This is a genomic window from Microbacterium sp. SCN 69-37 (genome assembly GCF_001724435.1).
Classification (GTDB): domain Bacteria; phylum Actinomycetota; class Actinomycetes; order Actinomycetales; family Microbacteriaceae; genus Microbacterium; species Microbacterium laevaniformans.
This window is the reverse complement of record NZ_MEEL01000042.1, coordinates 1-18443: the sequence shown is the minus strand read 5'-3', so window position 1 is coordinate 18443 and position 18443 is coordinate 1. Positions and strand designations below refer to the sequence as shown.

Annotated in this window: 23 protein-coding genes and 1 pseudogene; 10 read left to right on the top strand and 14 right to left on the bottom strand. The window is 70.7% G+C overall.

Going from position 1 to position 18443, the window contains the following annotated elements; genetic code table 11:
- Nucleotides 1-34: 34 nt before the first annotated feature.
- The gene (locus ABS64_RS12275; RefSeq protein WP_292683851.1) at nt 35-808 is read right to left on the bottom strand and encodes a HipA domain-containing protein; all 774 of its coding nucleotides are present in this window, start codon (nt 806-808) and stop codon (nt 35-37) included.
- Between the two features lie 3 nt (nt 809-811).
- Between ABS64_RS12275 and ABS64_RS12270 the strand changes: the two genes are divergently transcribed.
- The gene (locus tag ABS64_RS12270; RefSeq protein WP_233449556.1) at nt 812-1021 is read left to right on the top strand and encodes a hypothetical protein; all 210 of its coding nucleotides are present in this window, start codon (nt 812-814) and stop codon (nt 1019-1021) included.
- Nucleotides 1022-1030: 9 nt separating this feature from the next.
- Here the strand turns inward: ABS64_RS12270 and ABS64_RS12265 are convergent, their stop codons facing one another.
- The gene (locus tag ABS64_RS12265) at nt 1031-1648 is read right to left on the bottom strand and encodes a TetR/AcrR family transcriptional regulator (RefSeq protein WP_288119558.1); all 618 of its coding nucleotides are present in this window, start codon (nt 1646-1648) and stop codon (nt 1031-1033) included.
- A gap of 134 nt (nt 1649-1782) precedes the next feature.
- Here ABS64_RS12265 and ABS64_RS12260 point away from each other — a divergent pair, with 134 nt between their 5' ends.
- Together ABS64_RS12260 and ABS64_RS12255 are read left to right on the top strand one after the other, a co-directional pair.
- Nucleotides 1783-2607, top strand: a complete 825-nt coding sequence (locus tag ABS64_RS12260) for a sugar phosphate isomerase/epimerase (protein ID WP_288119556.1) — start codon at nt 1783-1785, stop codon at nt 2605-2607.
- Nucleotides 2604-3731 carry a Gfo/Idh/MocA family oxidoreductase gene (locus ABS64_RS12255; RefSeq protein WP_292683847.1) on the top strand — a complete coding sequence of 376 codons (1128 nt, stop codon included), beginning with the start codon at nt 2604-2606 and terminating at the stop codon, nt 3729-3731. The genes ABS64_RS12260 and ABS64_RS12255 overlap by 4 nt, the downstream gene beginning before the upstream one ends.
- A 70-nt stretch (nt 3732-3801) precedes the next feature.
- Here ABS64_RS12255 and ABS64_RS12250 read toward each other — a convergent pair whose 3' ends face one another.
- The 4 genes from ABS64_RS12250 to ABS64_RS12235 form a co-directional block, all read right to left on the bottom strand.
- Nucleotides 3802-4341 (bottom strand): hypothetical protein, encoded by a 540-nt coding sequence (locus ABS64_RS12250; RefSeq protein WP_016464225.1) that lies wholly within the window; start codon nt 4339-4341, stop codon nt 3802-3804.
- Entirely contained in the window at nt 4338-4745 is a 408-nt protein-coding gene (locus ABS64_RS12245) for a DUF4383 domain-containing protein (RefSeq protein ID WP_016464226.1), read from the bottom strand. The genes ABS64_RS12250 and ABS64_RS12245 overlap by 4 nt, the downstream gene beginning before the upstream one ends.
- Nucleotides 4746-4833: 88 nt before the next feature.
- On the bottom strand, nt 4834-5622 hold the full coding sequence (locus tag ABS64_RS12240) for an alpha/beta hydrolase (protein ID WP_288120685.1): 789 nt from the start codon (nt 5620-5622) through the stop codon (nt 4834-4836).
- Nucleotides 5623-5691: 69 nt separating this feature from the next.
- A complete protein-coding gene (locus ABS64_RS12235) occupies nt 5692-6609 on the bottom strand; it encodes an ROK family protein (RefSeq protein ID WP_016464228.1) in 918 nt (305 codons plus the stop codon).
- A 163-nt stretch (nt 6610-6772) separates the two neighbouring features.
- Here ABS64_RS12235 and ABS64_RS12230 point away from each other — a divergent pair, with 163 nt between their 5' ends.
- Nucleotides 6773-7879, top strand: coding sequence for an acyl-CoA desaturase (locus ABS64_RS12230; protein ID WP_005049633.1), 1107 nt, complete (start codon nt 6773-6775; stop codon nt 7877-7879).
- Nucleotides 7880-7909: 30 nt separating this feature from the next.
- Here the strand turns inward: ABS64_RS12230 and ABS64_RS12225 are convergent, their stop codons facing one another.
- On the bottom strand, nt 7910-8065 hold the full coding sequence (locus ABS64_RS12225) for a hypothetical protein (protein ID WP_292683841.1): 156 nt from the start codon (nt 8063-8065) through the stop codon (nt 7910-7912).
- A gap of 146 nt (nt 8066-8211) precedes the next feature.
- Between ABS64_RS12225 and ABS64_RS12220 the strand changes: the two genes are divergently transcribed.
- From ABS64_RS12220 to ABS64_RS12210, 3 genes are all read left to right on the top strand, one after another.
- Complete coding sequence (locus ABS64_RS12220) at nt 8212-8487, top strand: hypothetical protein (protein ID WP_005049635.1); 276 nt, start codon at nt 8212-8214, stop codon at nt 8485-8487.
- Nucleotides 8488-8525: 38 nt separating this feature from the next.
- On the top strand, nt 8526-8852 hold the full coding sequence (locus ABS64_RS12215; protein ID WP_005049636.1) for a hypothetical protein: 327 nt from the start codon (nt 8526-8528) through the stop codon (nt 8850-8852).
- A 102-nt stretch (nt 8853-8954) separates the two neighbouring features.
- Complete coding sequence (locus tag ABS64_RS12210; protein ID WP_292683838.1) at nt 8955-9251, top strand: hypothetical protein; 297 nt, start codon at nt 8955-8957, stop codon at nt 9249-9251.
- 5 nt (nt 9252-9256) lie between these two features.
- Here ABS64_RS12210 and ABS64_RS12205 read toward each other — a convergent pair whose 3' ends face one another.
- The 3 genes from ABS64_RS12205 to ABS64_RS12195 all read right to left on the bottom strand — a co-directional run bounded on the left by ABS64_RS12205 (nt 9257) and on the right by ABS64_RS12195 (nt 11978).
- On the bottom strand, nt 9257-9613 hold the full coding sequence (locus ABS64_RS12205) for a hypothetical protein (protein ID WP_036288183.1): 357 nt from the start codon (nt 9611-9613) through the stop codon (nt 9257-9259).
- Between the two features lie 378 nt (nt 9614-9991).
- Nucleotides 9992-10591, bottom strand: coding sequence for a flavin reductase family protein (locus tag ABS64_RS12200; RefSeq protein ID WP_233449552.1), 600 nt, complete (start codon nt 10589-10591; stop codon nt 9992-9994).
- A 76-nt stretch (nt 10592-10667) separates the two neighbouring features.
- Entirely contained in the window at nt 10668-11978 is a 1311-nt protein-coding gene (locus ABS64_RS12195; RefSeq protein ID WP_288120695.1) for a PLP-dependent transferase, read from the bottom strand.
- A 96-nt stretch (nt 11979-12074) separates the two neighbouring features.
- Here ABS64_RS12195 and ABS64_RS12190 point away from each other — a divergent pair, with 96 nt between their 5' ends.
- Nucleotides 12075-13052 (top strand): Gfo/Idh/MocA family oxidoreductase, encoded by a 978-nt coding sequence (locus tag ABS64_RS12190; RefSeq protein ID WP_288120696.1) that lies wholly within the window; start codon nt 12075-12077, stop codon nt 13050-13052.
- Between the two features lie 78 nt (nt 13053-13130).
- Here the strand turns inward: ABS64_RS12190 and ABS64_RS12185 are convergent, their stop codons facing one another.
- Both ABS64_RS12185 and ABS64_RS12180 read right to left on the bottom strand, forming a co-directional pair.
- Entirely contained in the window at nt 13131-13712 is a 582-nt protein-coding gene (locus ABS64_RS12185; protein WP_288120698.1) for a DUF1992 domain-containing protein, read from the bottom strand.
- A 25-nt stretch (nt 13713-13737) separates the two neighbouring features.
- Nucleotides 13738-14439 carry a GTP pyrophosphokinase family protein gene (locus ABS64_RS12180; RefSeq protein WP_036288210.1) on the bottom strand — a complete coding sequence of 234 codons (702 nt, stop codon included), beginning with the start codon at nt 14437-14439 and terminating at the stop codon, nt 13738-13740.
- Between the two features lie 82 nt (nt 14440-14521).
- Between ABS64_RS12180 and ABS64_RS12175 the strand changes: the two genes are divergently transcribed.
- Both ABS64_RS12175 and ABS64_RS12170 read left to right on the top strand, forming a co-directional pair.
- Nucleotides 14522-15604 carry an FUSC family protein gene (locus ABS64_RS12175; RefSeq protein WP_292683833.1) on the top strand — a complete coding sequence of 361 codons (1083 nt, stop codon included), beginning with the start codon at nt 14522-14524 and terminating at the stop codon, nt 15602-15604.
- Between the two features lie 93 nt (nt 15605-15697).
- Nucleotides 15698-16294 carry a PadR family transcriptional regulator gene (locus ABS64_RS12170; RefSeq protein ID WP_292683830.1) on the top strand — a complete coding sequence of 199 codons (597 nt, stop codon included), beginning with the start codon at nt 15698-15700 and terminating at the stop codon, nt 16292-16294.
- Nucleotides 16295-16435: 141 nt separating this feature from the next.
- Here the strand turns inward: ABS64_RS12170 and ABS64_RS12165 are convergent, their stop codons facing one another.
- Both ABS64_RS12165 and ABS64_RS12160 read right to left on the bottom strand, forming a co-directional pair.
- Entirely contained in the window at nt 16436-17281 is an 846-nt protein-coding gene (locus tag ABS64_RS12165; protein ID WP_036288214.1) for an NAD(P)-dependent oxidoreductase, read from the bottom strand.
- Nucleotides 17282-17291: 10 nt separating this feature from the next.
- Nucleotides 17292-18341, bottom strand: a pseudogene (locus ABS64_RS12160) (MFS transporter); the annotation flags it as partial.
- Between the last annotated feature and the right edge of the window lie 102 nt (nt 18342-18443).

Here is an 18443-nt window from a genome sequence, read left to right as displayed (position 1 = left end):
CGGTGTCACCTCCCCGTGCAGCAGCCCCGCCCGCTCAGGTGAGGGTGTCGCTGACTCTACGGGTCTGCGTGTAGGTTGCGTGCGGGTAGAGCGCGACGGCAGGGAGCTCTTTCAGCCGATCGGGGGGCGATTCGGTGACGACAGCGAGGGCGGGTTGGATGCCTGCGGCGATCTGGAGGGTGAACTCCCGCAGGTGCCCTTCGTCAAGCCCGGCGTCGGCTTCGAGTCGTCTGATGCTGTCGGAGTTGAAAGTGCCGAGGGTGTTCGCGCCGTCGACGGCGAAGGCGAGCTCGACGTTGTCGAACACTGCAGGGTCATGCGCGAGGACTTGCTCTCGCTGCGTGAACGGGAGTGAGCTGGCGTCGGCCGCGCTGAGGTTCCGGTCGAAGACGGTGAAGATGTCGCGGTAGCCGGGGCCGCCATCGGACTCGTACTTCTGAACTTGCGAGGTCCCGGTGGCTTGCGCGAGGTCTTCCTGGTGGAGTCGGCCGACGGTGCCGTCGTCGTCGAAGCGGTCGAAGCGTTCCACGATGAGGACGTGCTCGCCGTCGAACTCGGCCATCACGGATGCGGCCGCATCGATCCCGAGCAGGCGCGCGACTTGCAGGGTGATGTGCTCGGTGACGTCGGAGCCGGGCAGTGGCTGGATGCCCGGCTTGAAGATGTGTGTCGACGGCTGCCGCCCAGATGGCTCGAACCACCGGTCACCGCGGAGGGTGAGCGCGAACTTCCCCTGAGTGCCGCCGAGCGAGAACCCCTCCTCGACTGCGCGATGCTGCAGCCAGTCGGAGTCTCGGATGGCGTTCACACCGTGTCGTCCCGTTCGGCGCCGTCGTGCGCGCCGGCCGCCGTCAGCGCGCTCGCCGTGCGCGACGATCTCCACTCGGGGCGCCTCGTCCGCGTCGAGATGGACGGTGAGGTGATCACGCGCCCGGTCGCGGCCGTCTGGGCCGGTCGCGAGCCCGAGCCCGCGGCATCCCGCCTGCTCGCCGTCATCGCCGACACGCTCGGTATCGGCTGACCACTGCGCTCAGCGCGGTGGTTGCAGCAGGCGCCCGAACGTGCGGAGGGTCTCGCTGAGTCCGATCGACGGCTCGAGCAGCCACTGGATCTGCAGGCCGTCGGATGCCGCGATCAAGAGCGCCGCGAGCTCTTCGGCGGGGACGTCGTCGCGGATGTCGCCATCGGCCTGCTGCCGACGAAACGATGACGTGAGCTCGTCGCGCACGCGCTCGAAGCGGGCCGAGAAGAACTCTCGGCCGACGTCGTTGCCCGCCTCCAGAGATGCCGCCAGCAGCGTCGTGTACAGCTGGACCAGTCCCGGCACGTCGACGTTCGCGATCGCGGCGTCGATCATCGTGTCGACGCCGGGCGTCACGGCCGGGTCCGCAGACGCGTTGCGCTGGATCTCGGCATGGGCGTAGACGGCGACCAGCAGCTGCTCGCGAGAGTCGAAATAGTGCAGCAGAGCGGCATGCGAGACGCCGATCGCCTCCGCGATGCGACGCAGCGACGTGCCGTCGGCCCCGCGCTCGCGGAACACCTCGATGGCGCGGTCGAGGATCTCCTGACGGCGGGCGACCCCCTTCGGCTGCAGGCCGCGCCGGCCGATCACCGTCTCGTCGCCCGTGCCGTCCGTGGTGCTCACGGCATCCAACATAGTCGATGTTCGAGACAAAACCTCCACATGGAGGTTTTGTGGTACCGTCGCTTCAGCGCCAGGCGGACGATGCGCCGCCGACGCCGCACACACGAGACAACGAGGTTCGAAGGACGCACGTCATGACACTGCCCGTCGCTTCCGTCCAGCTGTACACGCTGGCCAAGGAGTTCACCGCCGATATGGGGGGCTCGCTCGACAAGCTCGCCGCCATCGGCCTGCGCAATGTGGAGGCGTTCGATTTCGTCTCCCGCCCCACCGAGATCCGCGCCGCCCTCGACGCGAGCGGACTCGCGTCGCCGACCGGCCACGCCCCGCTCCTGTCCGACACGCTCTGGACCCCGGACGGTGAGATTCCGACCCCCGCCCCCGAGGTCGTGTTCGCTGCCGCGGCCGAGATCGGTATGACGACGGTCATCGAGCCGTTCGTCGCGCCCGAGCGCTGGCTGACGGCCGACGGCGTCGCCGACATCGCCGACCGGCTCAACCGTGCCGCCGAGAAGGCGGCGGAGTTCGGCCTCAACGTCGGCTACCACAACCATGCTCAGGAGTTCGTCGCCTCCTTCGACGGCGCCACCGCCTACGAGCGCTTCGTCGCGCTGACCGACGAGCGCGTCCAGCTCGAGCTCGACCTCTTCTGGGCGCTCACCGGCGGCCAAGACGTGCCCGCGCTCGTGTCCGCGCTCGGCGACCGCCTCGTCGCGGTGCACGTCAAGGACGGCGTCGTCCCGGCATCCAACCCCTGGGCTCCTGGCGCCGGTTCCTTCGGGTCGGACAGCCTCGACCAGCGCCACGCCGGCACCGCCGACGTTCCTCTCGCGGAGGCGCTGAAGGCCGGTACGGCGATCCGCTACGCCGTGATCGAGTACGACAAGGCCCCCGGAGACGTGTTCGAGGACATCGCCGCGAGCTTCGCCTTCCTCCGCGACGGGGGGTACGTCCAGTGAGCGCCCTGCGCGTCGGTGTCATCGGCGCCGGAGTCATCAGCCAGACCTACCTGGAGAACCTGACCTCGTTCCCCGACGTCGAGGTCGTGGCCGTGGGCGATCTGCTGCCCGAACGCGCCCAGGCCAAGGCCGAGGAGCACGGCGTGCCCAGCTGGGGCACGGGGGAGGGCGTGCTGTCGAATCCCGACGTCGACCTCGTCGTCAACCTCACGATCCCGGCGGTGCACGTCGAGGTGTCGAAGGCCGCCGTCGCCGCCGGCAAGCACGTCTGGACCGAGAAGCCGCTGGGCCTGGACCGTGAGAGCACGCGTGAACTGCTCGCGCAGGCCGAGGCGGCCGGCGTGCGCATCGGCTCGGCCCCCGACACGATCCTCGGCCCGGGCTTCCAGACGGCCAAGCGCGCCATCCGCGAGGGTGTCATCGGCACGCCGCTGTTCGTGCAGACGTCGTTCCAGACGCAGGGGCCCGACCTGTGGCATCCCGAGCCGGCGTTCCTGTTCGCACAGGGTGCGGGGCCGCTGCTGGACATGGGGCCGTATTACTTCTCGGCGCTGGTGAGCCTGCTCGGTCCGGTCGCGGGCGTCACGGCGCGCGGATCGCGCTGGCAGACGACCCGTCAGATCCACACCGGTGCGCGGGCGGGCGAGACCTTCCCCGTCGAGGTACCCTCGACCGTCCAGGTGCTGACCTCGTTCGCCGACGGCCAGCACGGCACCCACCTGCTCAGCTTCGACTCGGCGCTGGAGCGACACGGCGTCATCGAGATCCACGGCTCCGAGGGCACGATCGTTCTGCCCGACCCGAACGCCTTCACCGGACGCATCGCGTACGTGAAGCCGCTCGGCGTGATCCGTGACGGCATGCGCTTCGAGCAGGAGTGGGTCGAGATCCCGGCGCAGGGCACCGTCGTCGGTCGCGGCCTCGGCGTGCTCGACATGGCACGCGCCATCGCGGAGGGACGCCCGCATGTCGCGACCGGCGAACTCGGCTATCACGTGCTCGACGTCATGCTGTCGGCGCAGGAGTCCGCCGGTACCGGCGAGACGCTGACGATCGGCAGCACCGTCGCCGACGTGCCGCTTCTGCCCGAGGGGTTCGACCCCTTCCAGAGCACGCTGGCCTGAGCCGCGGCCACGCGCACACCGAGAGGGGTGGATGCCGGGAGCACCGGCATCCACCCCTCTTCGTCGCCTGTCAGTGGCCGGCGTGCGGATCGACGACCATCACGGTGCCGTCGGGGCGCACGAGCGCCGCGTCCTGCACGGCGCCGAGTGCCGGTGTGGCCACGACGGCCACGAGGGCGGCGGCCAGCAGCAGGGGAACCGTGCGGATCGCGCCGGCCGGTGCCACGCGCCGGCGAGCGTCGGTGATGATCATCACGGCCGCCGTCAGCAGGAGGACGACCGCGACCGCGGCGGCCAGAATGCTCGCGCGGCCCCCGGTCAGAACGACAAGCGCGGCGACGCCGAAGACAGTGACGAGCGTCGACGCCGCCGCGGTCCGGGGCAGGAGCAGGCGGCCGGCGCTCAGCGCCGCCGCACCCCAGGCCAGCCACAGCAGTCCCGCCACGGCGAGGACGACTCCCGACCCGCGGGCCGCGCCCGAAGACGCCTCACCCGTGATGGCGGCCGCGCCCATGCCGATCGAGACCAGGCCCGCCCCCCACGCGAGCGGCACGGTCCAGGCGCGCAGGCCGGCTCCCGGAGCGGCCGCCGCGCGGGAGGGCGCGCTCATGCCGTGACCGACCGCGCGCCGCGCTCGGCGCCGAGAGCCACACCGAGCAGCACGATCGCGCTGGCGAGGTGCAGGAAGTGGTCGGGGACGTTCAGGGCGAGGATGTTCGCCGAGGTGCCGACGAGGAAGAAGCCGACCACGCCCAGCAGCAGATAGGCGGCGCCGATGGTGGCGTTGACCGTCTTGGCGGCGCGCACGCCGCTCAGGCCCGCGATCACGAGCGCGGCACCGATGAGAAGGTGCGCGATGTTGTGCAGCGGGTTCACGGCGAAGATCCCCAGCAGCAGTCCGCCGTCGGTGGCGAGGAATCCCACGCCGCCGGTGACGGCGAAGCCCAGGGCGCCGACGACGAGGTAGACGGCGCCGAAGACGGTGGCGACGAGACGGTTCGGTGACGAGTTCATGACGGACCTCCTGTTCGGGTCGCGACCGGTGTCGTGACGGAGGTTGTTCGAGGCGCGACGCCGAACGGATTGGCGGGCGGGCTGCGCGTCAGGCGAGCCGCGCCGCCACGATCCGTGTCGCCGCCTGCGCATCGAGTCGATGACCGACCGACTCCGGCGAGACGATCAGCTCGGCGTGCGGCATCGCCGCCGCGAGGCGCTCGGCAGCCGCGCTGAGGAACGGGAAGGTCTGCTGACCGCAGAGGATCGTCACCGGGACGTCGACGGCGAGCATGGCATCGGTCGGCGTGGACAGCTCGCGCGCGAGTGTCGCGTCGTAGACGGTCGACTGTGCCAGCGGCACCACACCGGCGAAGGCGTCGGTCGCGCGGAACTGCGCGATCATCGCGTCGGGAAGTCCGACCGCCTCGCGCTGGAACAGGACGACGGCCTCCTCGCGATCTCCCGCGTCGACGAGCGCCTGGATGCGCGAGGGGAGATCGGGAGCCGGCTCGTGGACGCCGAAGTGGAACGGGGGTTCGGACAGGAACAGTGCGCGCACCGGCACGCCCGTCTCGGCGACGAGGGATGCCGCGTACAGGCCGATCACCGCGCCGGAGGAGTGGCCCAGCACCGCCGCCTCCCCTCCCGCGCCGGCGATGACGGCCGCCAGATCCTCCGCCTCCCGACGCACCGAGAACGGCTTCGTGTCGCCGCTGTCGCCGCGGGCGCGCCGGTCGTATGTGATCGCCCGGAGGCCCGCATCGGCCAGCGCCGCGCCGAGCGCGGCGGCATCCTTCGCCGTCGACAGGGCGCCGTTGACGATCACGACGGCGGGCCCCGATCCGGTGTCGTGGACGGCGAGTCGGGTTCCGTCGGCGGAGGTCACATGATGCATGGCCCGATGCAAGCACCGACCCTCGACGTCGTCAAGACGTCGAGGGGCGTCGGAGCGCAGGGGGCGGATTCAGAGCAGGTCGGCGCGGTGCACGAGTGCGCCGGCGCCGATGAGCGGGGCATCCCCGCCCAGCCCGGCACGCACGACCTTCAACCGCCCGGCGTAGGCGTTGACGGCGCTGTCGCGAACGACGCGTTCGATGCGGTCCGGATAGTCGTCCGCCACGAACGAGAACCCGCCGCCGACGACCGCCAGCTCGAGATCCAGCAGGGTCGCCGCGCTCGTGAGACCGACGCCCACCGCGTGCGCGGACCGCGCGACCGCCGCGACCGCCACGTCCTCGCCCGCGCGGTACGAGACCGCGAGCTCCTCGCCGGTCGTGCCCGCCCAGCCCTGGGCGCGCGCCCAGGCGACCGTGTGCGGTCCCGAGGCACGCTGCTCGAGGGTGGATGCCGCCGGCTCGCCGTCGACGTCGGCGACGAGGATCTGCCCGAGGTGTCCCGCGTTGCCCGAACCACCGGCGACGAGCCGCCCATCCGACACGATGCCGCCGCCGACACCCGTCGACACGACGAACACGATCGCGTTGCGCACCCCGCGTGCGGCACCCCGCCACGCCTCGGCGAGGGCGATGCACGTGCCGTCCAGGCGCAGCGTCACGGCGTCCAGCCCACTTGCGGTTCGCACCGCCGCCACGATGGCGAATCCGTGCGCCGCGGGAAGGTTGATCGGCGCGATGGTGCCGGCGGTGATGTCGATCGGCCCGGCCGCGCCGATGCCCGCCGCGACGACCTCGTTCCACCGCGGGTGCGCGCGGCATCCGTCGATCACCTCCGTGAGTCCGCGCTCGAGAACGGTGACGTCCGTGGCGGCGCCCGCACCGGTCGGGGTGCGGTGGCGCGAGCCCTCGACGATCGCGCCGTCCGCGTCGACGAGGGCGCTCTCGATCTTCGTGCCGCCGAGATCGATCGCCAGTGCCAGAGTCATGCCGCGTCCTTGAGGAGTCGTCGAGAGGGGGGGCGGAGCCGGGAGTATGCCGGGCGCCGTATAGACGTAAGCGTAGTGTCGGCACCAGCGATCGGCATCCGCCTTTGGCTTCGCCCCACGGGCATCGTCTCCCGCGATGGACCGCCGATCAACGGAGCCGGTCATGGCCACACTCACCCCCGCATCCACTCTCGGCCCGATCCGGCAGACGTACGCGACGTCGGAGACGTTCCCGCCGGTCGCGCGCTCGTACACCCAGGTGTCGCAGGTGGTGAAGGAACTCGGACTGCTGCGCCGGGCTCCGGTCTTCTACGCTCTCGTCGGCGCGGCGCTGGCCCTCTGCCTCGCCGGGTGCGTCGCCGGTTTCGTCCTGCTCGGCCAGAGCTGGTTCCAGCTGCTCATCGCGGCGGCGCTCGGCATCGTGCTGACCCAGGTCGCGTTCCTCGCTCACGAGGCGGCGCACCGGCAGATCCTGTCCTCGGGGCCGGCGAACGATCGCCTTGCGCGCATCCTCGCCGCCGGCGTCGTCGGCATCAGCTACTCGTGGTGGGACTCCAAGCACTCCCGCCACCACGCCAACCCCAACCGCGTGGGCAAAGACCCCGACATCGAGGTCGACACGATCTCGTTCCTCGTCGAGGATGCGGTCCAGGCCCGCGGCATCCGCCGGTTCATCACCCGCCGCCAGGGCTGGTTCTTCTTCCCGCTGCTGACGCTGGAGGGACTCAACCTGCACGCGCACGGCATCCGCCACCTGCTGTCGCGGCAGCCGGTGAAAAAGCGCGGACTCGAGCTCGCGCTCATCACGACGCGACTCGCGGTCGTCATCGTCCCCGTCTTCCTGCTCCTGCCGCTCGGGATGGCCTTCGCCTTCCTCGGGGTTCAGCTCGCCGTGTTCGGCGTGTACATGGGGGCATCGTTCGCCCCGAACCACAAGGGCATGCCCGTCATCGATGCGAACGCCCGACTGGACTTCTTCACCAAGCAGGTGCGCACGTCCCGCAACATCAACGGCGGCTGGTGGGCCACCTGGATGTTCGGCGGCCTCAACCACCAGGTCGAGCACCACCTGTTCCCGAGCATGGCGCGCCCGCACCTCTCGCGCGCTCGTGCCGTCGTGCGTGACTACTGCAAGGGCGCCGGCATCCCGTACACGGAGACGAGCGTGTGGCGCTCATACGCCATCGTCATCGACTACCTGAACCGCGTCGGCCTTGCGGCGCGCGATCCGTTCGACTGCCCGATGGTCGCCGGCTACCGCCGCGCCTGACGGCCCACGGCGGCGCCGGCTGCGGTCGCGTCAGGCGTTGCGCTTCACGACGCGCATGAGCCACGCGATGATCGCGATGAGCAGAATGATCAGTCCGATCCACAGCAGGAACTTCGCCGCCTCGACGAAGACGCCGAGAAGGATCAGGACGATACCGACGATGAGAAGGATGAGTGCGAGTGCCATGCGCTCAGTGTGCCCTCGTCGCGCGCGCGGGCGCGGGGGGTTGACATCGTCGCGGGATGCTGTCAAGCCCCTCGTCGCGGCCGGCCGGTTCGGCTGTACTGAGGATCACCATCCCACGTACTGACGATCCCCGGCGAGGTCGAACCGTGAAAGACATCCTGATCGAGGGGCATCGCATCCTCACGACCGATGACGTCGCGGATGCGGTGCTGACGTACGCGCAACGCCTGAACCAGACCGGCTCCACCGACATCGTCGAGTTCCCCAGCATCGACGACGGTGCCCTCAGCGTCTGCCGGATGCTCCTCGGCAGCGGCATCCCCGTCGCCGTTTTGGACGCGACGACCTCGCTCGCCTCCGACATCCTGGGCGCCGACCGGGCGTGCGCGGAGATCTCCCGACGCACGGCGGCGCTCGCCTAGCGGCTCGAGTCGATCGGGGCGCGCGTTACTGTGGAGCGGTGGGACGGTTCAGTTACGACGGCAGTGTCAAAGCGGAGTTCGACGATCGCGTGCTCGCGCACCTGCAGGTCGTCATCAGTCAGAAGCTCCGCCGCGGCGAGACATTCACGTTCACGTGGCGCAACGACACGAGCCTCGGCGATGGGCGTACGGCCATCTGGCTCCATCCGCACGCGTCGATCGTGTACTCGTATCACGGCAGTCGTCAGCCTGCCCTGAACCGGGCGTGGCTGGAGGCGCTGACGCACGCCGCGAACTCGACGGCGGGGCTGCAGATCGTCCCCGAGCCCGAGGGACCATACTCCGGTGAGGTCTTGACCGGCTGACGGTCTCGCGCGTCGCACGGGCGCGGGGGCCTGTCAATCCCCTCGCCCCGCCGGCTGGCTTCCCCGACAGTGGGTGAGAAGGCGGTGACGATGATGACGGCGATGACGCAGACAGCGCATGTCGGCGGCCACCTCGAACTCCTCCCGATCGATGAGGATGCCTGGCGGTTGTGCGACCGGCGCGTGAGCGCACGCGACGCCGAATTCGTCGTGGCCTACATCGAGCGCACGGACGACGGGTTCGAGACGGTCTGGATCAGAGGCGGTGCTCGGCGATCACGTCTGTCGTCGCTGGAGGAGTGCGTCGAAAGAGGCGAAGAGATCCTCCGGGCGCAAGAACAGTCGACCTCGAGCCGGCCGGTTCCGATCCCGCACTTCCCTCCGGCGCGCGGACTCTGAAGCGATCAGTCGTCGGCGACGGCGACCGTCTGGGGAGCGTTGTCCGCGTCACCCTCGACCGACTCGATCTGCTCTTCGGTGAGCTGGATGCCGCCGGACGTGCTCGCCGACTGGGCCAACTCTTCGATCCATGCACGGTTCAGCTCGGTGGGTTCGGGATCGTCGAAAACGAAGCGCAACGGGATCGATGGATGCAGCCAGATGGTGCTGCGGCCTCGCGTCTCGCCGTCGGGGTGCTGCCACGACACGGTGAAGCTCTCGCCGCGGCGGAGCTTGGTGGCCACGACCACCTTCAGGTGTGCGAGCACCCTGTCCTCGATATGGATCGGAGTAGCCGAGCCCCCGTAATAGATCGTGCCCACGGTGCGATTGTAGGCCGTGCGGCGGCGATCAGGGAGCGACGAGACTCACGCCGGCCTGCACGAGCGCGTTCGCGAGAGGGGGAGGTGGGGGAGCGTCGGTGATGAGGTAGTCGACGCCCTCGAGGGGGGGCGACCTGGGCGAAGAGCCGACGGCTCCGCCGAACACGTAGAGGTCGCGAAACGCCGACGGGGCGATCTCCGCGGGGATCCTCAGATTGTTGGTCGCGATCGTCAGATCGCGGTGTCCTCGGAGGGCGGGAACGACGTGGCTGATCGCGGCGGCCGAGGGCGATGTCGTCGCCAGCGGCCGCGGTGAGCTTCTGGTAGCGCGGCCACCGGCGCCGTAACCTGTCGCGTTCGGTGCCCGGGCGGGCGGCGTCAGGAGATGCGGGAGAGCTCGCCGAGGCGGTGCCAGGTGCGGTTGTGGTAGACCAGCGCGTCGCCGGGCTCGCCCGGGGCGACGTCGCGCTCGAGCTGGGACTGCAGCGCGTGCGCCGCGAACACGGTGGAGCCGCCGGCATCCATCCGCTCGATGACGGCGCACCGCACCCACGCGCGCACATCGTGGTACACCGGCTCGCCGGTGACCAGACGTGACCACTGCTGCGACCCGTCGAAGCGATCGACGCCGCTGGTGGCGCCGAGGCGGGCGAGGTCGAGGTCGTGGGCGTCGAGCAGGTGGACGACGACCGTCTCGGCCTTCGCGAGCACGGCGGCCGACGATGAGAGGGCCGACACCGAGAAGATCAGCAGGGGAGGCTCGGCGCTCACGCTCGCGACACTCGTCGCGGTGAGCGCGACCGGTCCGTCGCCGGCGTCGGCGGTGATGACGGCGACGCCGCCCGGGTGGCCGCGGAAGAGCGCCTTGAACTCGTCGGCCGACAGCGACGACGAGAAGCCCGGTGAGGTGAGGTCGGTGGTGTGGTGGGCGGGGGCATCGACCGGCACGGCGATCGGTGCGGTGGGCGACGAGGTCATATCTCCACGGTAAACGCCCTGGCGCAGGCCGGCTCCGTCAGACGCAATACGGCGACATGTCCGGAGCCGTGATCCGTCAGGAAGAGGCTGCGGCGAGAGCCCGGTCCAGGTCGGCGATGAGGTCGGATGCCGTCTCGATGCCGATCGAGAGCCGGATGAGTCCGTCGCCGATTCCGAGCCGCTCCCGCTCCTCGGGCGGGAACGACACGTGCGTCGTCGTCGCCGGATGCAGCGCCATCGAGCGGACATCGCCGATGTTCGTCATACGGCTGATGAGGCGAAGGCTGTCGAAGAAGCGCTCCGCGGCGGCCCGTCCGCCCCGGACGGTGAAGGCGAACACCGATCCGGCGTGGCCGCCGAAGCGCTCTCGCGAGATGCCGTGGAAGGGGCTCGTGGGCAGAGCCGCGAAGTCGACGCTCTCCACGGCGGGGTGCGTCGCCAGCCACGCGGCGACGATCTCGGCATTCTCGAGGTGCTTCGCCATGCGCAGCGACAGGGTTTCGATGCCCTGCTGCAGCAGGAACGAGTTGACCGGCGACAGAGCGGCGCCGAGATCGTTGACGATGCCGAAGCGCAGGTAGGCCTCGAGTGCGCGCTCGCCGTGGCTGTCCACGAGCGCGGGGCGGCCCGGGGCGGCCGGCGCGGTCAGCCCCGGGTAATCGCGGGACGAGCCAGCCCAGTCGAAGCGGCCGCCGTCGACGATCACACCCGACAGGGCGGCGCCGTGCCCGGTGAGGAACTTCGTCGAGGAGTGCACGACGACATCGGCGCCGTGCTCGAGCGGGCGGATCAGGTACGGGGTCGCGACGGTGTTGTCCACGATCAGCGGGATCGTGTGCCGCTGTGCGATGCGAGCGACCGCGGCGACGTCGACGAGGTCGTTCTTCGGGTTGGGGATCGTCTCGACGAAGATCGCCTTCGTCTGCGGCGTGATCCGCCGCTCCCACTCGTCCTCGTCCGCAGCGTCGCGGACGTAATCGGTCGACACGCCCAGTCGTGCGAAGGTGCGATCGAACAGGATGCGCGTGCCGCTGTAGATGCTCGCGGTCGAGACGAGGCGTTCGCCCGCGCCGGCGAGGCCCAGCAGCAGCGCCGTGATCGCCGCTTGGCCCGAGCCGACGACGATCGCCCCGGTCCCTCCTTCGAGCGAGGCGATACGACGCTCGGCGACCTCGTGGGTCGGATTGAGGTTGCGGGAGTACAGCTGACCCGTCTCGGCGCCCGTGAAGCGGTCCTCGGCTTGCGCGAACGAGTCGAAGCGATAGGCGGCCGTCAGGTAGATCGGGGTGATGCGCGCGCCGTGGTTGCGCTCGTCGACCTCGCCGGCGTGCACCTGTCGGGTGTCGAAACCGTAGTCGGCGCTGTCGGGCTGCGTGCTCACCAGCACAGATTAGGGCGGCGCGGGCGATTGTGACGGATCGGCCGTAACACTTCGCGGCATCCCTTGCGCGTGGGCCTCCACCGGCGCCGCTAGCGTGGAACCATGAGCGACAAAGCACGCTGGGCGGTCCTGGGCGCCGGCGTCATCACGGGTGACTTCCTCGCGGCGCTGCCGCACGCCGAACACGGAGTCCTGCACGCCGTGGGCGCGCGCGACGGCATCCGGGCGCGTGAGTTCGCCGACCGGTACGGCGCTGCGGTCGCCGGCACGTACGACGAGGTGCTCGCGCGCGACGACGTGGATGCCGTGTACATCGGCACCGTCCACACGACCCACGCCGAGCTCGCCCACGCCGCGCTCGATGCGGGCAAGGCGGTGCTGTGCGAGAAGCCGCTGGGCATCTCGGTCGCCGAGACGGAGGCCGTGCTCGCCCACGCTGCGCGCGTCGGGCTTCCCGTCGTCGAGGCGTTCAAGTACCGCTTCGGTCCGTTCGCAGAGCAGCTGCGCCGGCTCGTCTCCTCCGGCGCGATCGGCGAGCTGCGATCGGTGGACTCCACGCTCGGGTTCGCCGCCGACGCTCATGACGGGCGTCTGTTCGACCCGGCGACCGCCGGCGGTGCGATCCTCGATGTCGGGTGCTACCCGGCATCCCTCGTCGTGGGGCTGGCCGCGTGGGCGGGCATCGACCACCCGCCCGTGATCGTGGACGCCGACGGCGTCGTCGGCGCCGTCGATGAGCAGGCCCGGGCCACGATCGCGTTCGGCGGGTTCGAGGCGCGGATCGCGACGGCGATCACCGCGGACCTTCCCCGCCGTGCGGTGGTGCGCGCAGCGGAGGGCGTCCTCGAGATCGAGAACGTCTGGGGCAGTCGCGTGGTCTCGACCGCCGACGCCGTGCTGCGCCGCCCCGACGGCACCGTCGAGCGGATCCACACGGCGACGATCAGCCCGATGGCCATCGAGGCCGATGCCACGATCCTGGCCCTGCGGGACGGGCGCACCGAGGCGCCCGAAATGCCGTGGGCGCAGACCCGCAGGACCGCACGCCTGCTCGAGGACTGGCGGGCCGCGATCGGCTGAGCCGGGTCGTGCTGTGCGCTCGCCGCTGTGGAGTTCACAGAATCGGAAACCATCAACGGATGCGCAACCGCTGCCGGTTCAGCGCCTGCGGAACAGACCGCGCCGGCGCCGAGGCTCGGACTCCGACGGCGGGGTGGATGCCGCCGCGGCGCGCCGCCGCCGGCGCTCGTGCCACGCGGCGACCTCGGCGTCGACGTCGCGGGTGGCCGTCACGACGGGCGGACCGCCCTGGAGCTGGCGGCGGGCCTCGACCACGCGGCGGTTGAAGTCCTCGACGTGGGCGCGCACGTCGGCGTCGCGCGTCAGGGTGTCGAGGGTCTGTGTGAACTCGGCATCCTCGGTGCGCAGCATCAGCGCGGCAGGACCGAGGCCGGTGAGGCGCTCGTTCTGGATCTTGCGGCGGATCCACCAGTCGGGGTCGTGGTGATCGCCGAGGCCTTCCAGCGGCTTGCCGGCGCCGGGCAGGTCGTCGAAGTCTCCGCGGCGGATCGCCTGCTGGATGGCCGTCTCGACGTACAACGCGCGTTCGTGGGCTGTGGGCGTGCCGTGCGCGCGGGGAGGTGCATCGTCGGCGCCGTCCGCGGCGGGACTGTCCCCGGACGCGCGCGCCTCCTGCGCGATCCGGTAGCGCGCCGCCTCCAGGCGCGGATCCTCGCTCATGCGTCCAGGTTAGGCGCCGGCGCGCTCAGACGGCCCGGATCGTCGCCGAGGCCGGACCGTGCAGCTGTCCGTGCAGGCGTTCCATGCGGGCATCCAGCAGGGATGCCGAGTCGGCCGCCTCTTTGAGTTCGGCGAGCAGTCCGTCGGGAACCGCGCCGGCGTACTTGTAGTAGATCTTGTGCTCGAGGCTCGCCCAGAAGTCCATCGCGATCGTGCGGAACTGCACCTCGACGGCGACGTCGACCCGCCCCGACGAGAGGAACACGGGGACCTCGACGATCACGTGCAGACTCTTGTAGCCGTTGGCCTTCGGGTGGGCGATATAGTCCTTCACCTCGCGCACGGTGATGTCGTCCTGCTGGGTGAGCAGGTCGAACAGGCGGTAGGCGTCCTTCGTGAAGCTCGTCGTCACCCGGATGCCGGCGATGTCGGTGATGGCCGCGCGGATCGCGTCGAAGCTGGGGTCGACACCCTTACGCGTGATCTTGTCGACGAGGCTGTCGGCCGACTTCACCCGACTGGAGACGTGCTCGATCGGGTTGTAGTCGTGCATCAGCAGGAACTCGTCGCGGAGGATGCCGAGCTTGGTCTCGACCTCCCGCAGGCCGAACTGGTACTCCAGCAGGAAGCGCTGGAACTCGTCGCGCATCATCCGCAGCTGCTCGGCCGAGAAGGTCGTCACTCCCTCGTCGGTCGAGATGGACAGGGGCTGCGAAATCGCTTCCATGGTCTCGACCGTAGCCAGCCCTCCTCGGCGCCGGCTGTGCGAACCGGGGGAGTCGGCCCGAGCGGCGGGGGAGAATGAGGGGATGTCGTCGTCCACCCCGTCGCCCCGCTTCGGCGCCCGCGTGCGGGCCGAGGCGGCCCACGTCGCGCGGAGCCTCGCGACGTTCGGTCCTGCGCGCGGACGGCGCTGGCCGCTGGCGCTGCAAGCGGGGCTCGCGATGACCGTGCCGATCGTGGTGCTCGCGGCATCCGGCCACGCGAATCTCGCGCTGCTGTCGGCGACCGGGGCGTTCGCCGTCATCTACGGCGGCTGGCTGCGACCGCGAGAGCGTGCACGCGTGGCGCCCCTGCTGGCGTTGGCGCTGTGGGCGTGCGCCGCATCGGGCACCCTCGCGGCCGCAGGCGGCGTGCCCTTCGTGCTCGGCGGTGTGCTGGTCACCACGATCGTCGCGTCGGCGCTGGCCGGTGCCGTCTCGCTCGGGCCGCCCGGACCGGTGTTCTTCGTGCTGGTCTTCGGTCTGTCTGCGCAGATCACCTCGCGGCACGGCGGTGCGCGCGCCGTGGACCCGGCGGTCTACCTCGCCGTCGTCGCCGCGTCGGGCGCGTTCGCCTGCCTGCTGGTCGCCGCACCGCTGCTGTTGCCGCGGTACCGCCGCGAGCGGCCTCGACCGCGTGCGGAGCTCTTTCCGCTGCAGTGGTCGGCGCTCGCGCAGACCCTCACGCTGCGTGCGGCGATCGTGGGCGTCGCGGGCGTGGCCGCGGCGGTGGTCGTCGACCCGGCACGCTCGTACTGGATCGTCTGCGCGGGTCTGGCCGTGGTCGGTCTGCCGGTGGGGCGCCGGGATGCGGCGGAGCGCGGCGTCCACCGCACCGCGGCCACCGTGGTCGGCGGCGCGCTGTATCTCGGGCTGGCGTTCGTGCCGCTGCCCGTCTGGGCACTCGGGCTGCTGCTGGGCGTGCTGCAGTTCGCGATCGAGATGGTCGTGGTGCGCCACTACGCGCTCGCACTGGTGTTCATCACGCCGCTCGTGCTGCTGCTGATCGGCGCGGCGACGGGCACGGCCGAGACGTTGCCGCTCGCGCTGGAGCGCATCCTCGACACCGTGGTCGGCGCGGCGGTGGGAACGGCGGCGGCGCTCGCGGTGCGGCTGCGGTCCGAGGACTGACGGCGGTCGGCGACCCTGTTGGCGCGGCGTCGGGGGATTTTCCGCGTATGCATATACTGAGAAATCACATAATCGAGAGTCGGGGGAACGCGGATGTCGGTGCGTCAGAGCCTGTTGGCGATCCTCGATCAAGCTCCGTGCTACGGCTATCAGCTGCGCGCCGAGTTCACTCGACGCACCGGAGCGGCTTCGCTGAACGTCGGCCAGATCTACAACACCCTGGAGCGCCTGGAGCGCGACGGACTGGTCTCCAAGGATGACGTCGACGCCGAGGGCCACGTGTACTGGCGCATCACGGATGCCGGTTCCGCCGCCGTCCGCGAGTGGTTCGACTCTCCCGTGGAGCGGGTAGAAACGACCCGCGACGAGTTGGCGCTGAAGGTCGCGCTCGCAGCGACCCTGCCCGGCGTCGATGTGCTGCACCTGGTGCGCGCGCAGCGCGAAGCCTCGCAGGGGCGGCTCGACGAGCTGACGGCGCGCTACGTCGCCGTGGATGGCGGCGACCCGGCATCCGTGGTGGCAGCGCTGCCGCTGTCGGCGTCGCTGTTCGCCGCCGAGTCGGAGGTGCGCTGGCTCGCACACGTCGAGGACAGGCTCTCCGGCGCGTCATCCGTGTCGCTGGCGCAGGGTCTCTCGTCCGACCGGCCCAAGCGGGGGAGACCGGCGAAGGCCGCCGTCGCCGCGCGGTGAGTGGTGCTTCGCGGTCCCCGCGCCGCCAGGCTGCGGGTGTTCGATGCCGGGGCCGCCGTGCCCTCGCGTCGGTTGGTGCTCGCGCCGGGAACGGCGGCGTCATTCCCGGCGGACGCGCCAACTGAACCGCTCGCGCGCGGCTCAGACCTCGTCGCGCCAGGAGTGCTGCGGCGACCAGCCCAGCAGGCGCTGCGCCTTTGCGGTCGAGAACAGCGAGTCGTTGACGCCGAGCTCGCCCCGGATCTCGACGTCAGGGAAGACATCCGCGACGAGTTCCGCGTTCGGGCGGCTCATGACGGTGTCGCCGGCCGCGATGAGGAAGTGGTCGAAGCCGGCGGGGGCCACCTCGAGCGCGCGGGCGATGACCGCGGCGCCGTCGCGGGCGTCGATGTAGCTCCAGAGGTTCCATTTGCGCTGCGTCGCGTCGGCGTCGAACGACGGGAACTCCGCATAGTCGGCGGGAATCATGACGTTCGAGAAGCGCAGCGCGGTGACCGACACCTCGGGGTGCCAGCGCACGAGCTCCTTCTCCATCGTCTCCTCGAGGTGCTTCACCAGGGAGTAGACCGATTCGGGACGTGCGGCATAGGCCTCGTCGACGGGGATGTAGGGCGGCGGCACGTCGAAGGGCAGGCCCTGCACCGTCTCGCTGGACGCGGTGACGATGCGGGTGATCCCGAGGCGGATCGCCGCCCACATCACGTTGAACGTGACGGCGATGTTGTTGTGGAAGGTCGCGACGTCGGAGCGGATGCCGGGAGCAGGGATGGCCGCGAGGTGCACCACCGCGTCGAGCCCGTCGTGCTGGTCGTTGACGGCCTGCAGCGCGTCGACGGTCTGCCCGTAGTCGGTGAAGTCGACCTGCACGAACCCGGCGCCGCGGGCACCGACGACGTCCATCCCGACGACCTCATGGCCGCTCGCGCGCAGCTCACGGACGACGACGGTTCCCAGTTTTCCGGATGCTCCGGTCACGGCGATACGCATGGTCCCGAGCCTAACTGCGCGCGAACCGCCGCAGCTGCGCGGCGCCGACGAGCCCGAGCATGAGGAAGAGCGAAGCGAGCAGCAGCGACCAGCGGGTCGCGTCGGCGAATCCTGCCGACAGTGCCTGCACGGCGGCATCCGTCTGCGATCCCAGCATGCTGGCGGAGCCCTCGGCGCGCAGCTGTGAGATCAGGGTGCCCGCCGAGGTGCGGGTCGCGTCGGCGAGCTGGGAGGCTGCGGGGCCGGTGATCCCGGCATCCGTCAACGCTCCGGGGAGGGTCAGCGCGAGCGAGACCGACAGGGCGGCGCCGGCGAAGGCGGTGCCCAGCGCCGTGCCGATCTGGCGGACGGTCGACTGTGTCGCCGACCCCTGGCCGCTGATCTCCACCGGCACATCGCGCAGCACGGTTCCGGTGAGCTGGGCCGAGGCGAGGCCGAGGCCGAGGCCGTAGACGACGAGCGGCAGGGCGATGAGCCACCCCGGCGTGGTCGCCGTGGCGATCGCGGCGAGGATCAGGATGCCGACGACTTCCAGGGCCAGACCGATCAGCACGGTGCCGGGGGAGCCGAAGCGTGCGGCGAGGTGTCGAGCGGCCGCGCCCGAGGCGAACGCGCCGAACGCCATGGCGGCCAGAACCAGACCTGTCTGCATGATCGACAGTCCGAGCGCCGCCGTGAGGTACAGCGGCAGGACGAAGATGATCGCGAACTCGCCGACGGCCACCATCGCGGCGGTCACGTTGCCCCACGAGAAGGTGCGCAGCGAGAAGAGGTGCAGGTCCAGCAGAGCGTCGCGCTGGACGCGCTCGCGGTGCCGCTCCCAGATGACGAACAGAGTGAGCGCGACGGCCGCGACCGCGAGGCAGATCGGCACGATCGAGATCGGCGCCGTCGCGGGCCACACCCAGCCACCCAGCCGCAGGTCGGCCGTGGGTGTCCACCACCCGAGGTCGGGTTCCTCGATGACGGCGAAGACGAGCGAGCCGAAGCCGATGGCCGACAGGAGCGCGCCGTCGACGTCGGCGCCGCGGCGGAACCCGGCACCGCGCGTCTCGGGCACCGCTGTCGCGCGTCAGACTTTGTGGCAGGACCATTGATTGAGTCCTGAGCGGAGAGTTCGACATGGGAAGACCACCAGTGATCCCGGTGGAGAAGAAGACGA

What these genes read in the sequence shown, in the direction of transcription:
- ABS64_RS12260 (WP_288119556.1), top strand. Translation starts at nt 1,783, where the DNA reads ATGACACTGCCCGTCGCTTCCGTCCAGCTGTACACGCTGGCCAAGGAG.
- ABS64_RS12250 (WP_016464225.1), bottom strand. Translation starts at nt 4,341, where the DNA reads ATGAGCGCGCCCTCCCGCGCGGCGGCCGCTCCGGGAGCCGGCCTGCGC.
- ABS64_RS12245 (WP_016464226.1), bottom strand. Translation starts at nt 4,745, where the DNA reads ATGAACTCGTCACCGAACCGTCTCGTCGCCACCGTCTTCGGCGCCGTC.
- ABS64_RS12240 (WP_288120685.1), bottom strand. Translation starts at nt 5,622, where the DNA reads ATGCATCATGTGACCTCCGCCGACGGAACCCGACTCGCCGTCCACGAC.
- ABS64_RS12235 (WP_016464228.1), bottom strand. Translation starts at nt 6,609, where the DNA reads ATGACTCTGGCACTGGCGATCGATCTCGGCGGCACGAAGATCGAGAGC.
- ABS64_RS12230 (WP_005049633.1), top strand. Translation starts at nt 6,773, where the DNA reads ATGGCCACACTCACCCCCGCATCCACTCTCGGCCCGATCCGGCAGACG.
- ABS64_RS12225 (WP_292683841.1), bottom strand. Translation starts at nt 8,065, where the DNA reads ATGGCACTCGCACTCATCCTTCTCATCGTCGGTATCGTCCTGATCCTT.
- ABS64_RS12210 (WP_292683838.1), top strand. Translation starts at nt 8,955, where the DNA reads ATGACGCAGACAGCGCATGTCGGCGGCCACCTCGAACTCCTCCCGATC.
- ABS64_RS12200 (WP_233449552.1), bottom strand. Translation starts at nt 10,591, where the DNA reads ATGACCTCGTCGCCCACCGCACCGATCGCCGTGCCGGTCGATGCCCCC.
- ABS64_RS12190 (WP_288120696.1), top strand. Translation starts at nt 12,075, where the DNA reads ATGAGCGACAAAGCACGCTGGGCGGTCCTGGGCGCCGGCGTCATCACG.
- ABS64_RS12185 (WP_288120698.1), bottom strand. Translation starts at nt 13,712, where the DNA reads ATGAGCGAGGATCCGCGCCTGGAGGCGGCGCGCTACCGGATCGCGCAG.
- ABS64_RS12180 (WP_036288210.1), bottom strand. Translation starts at nt 14,439, where the DNA reads ATGGAAGCGATTTCGCAGCCCCTGTCCATCTCGACCGACGAGGGAGTG.
- ABS64_RS12175 (WP_292683833.1), top strand. Translation starts at nt 14,522, where the DNA reads ATGTCGTCGTCCACCCCGTCGCCCCGCTTCGGCGCCCGCGTGCGGGCC.
- ABS64_RS12170 (WP_292683830.1), top strand. Translation starts at nt 15,698, where the DNA reads ATGTCGGTGCGTCAGAGCCTGTTGGCGATCCTCGATCAAGCTCCGTGC.
- ABS64_RS12165 (WP_036288214.1), bottom strand. Translation starts at nt 17,281, where the DNA reads ATGCGTATCGCCGTGACCGGAGCATCCGGAAAACTGGGAACCGTCGTC.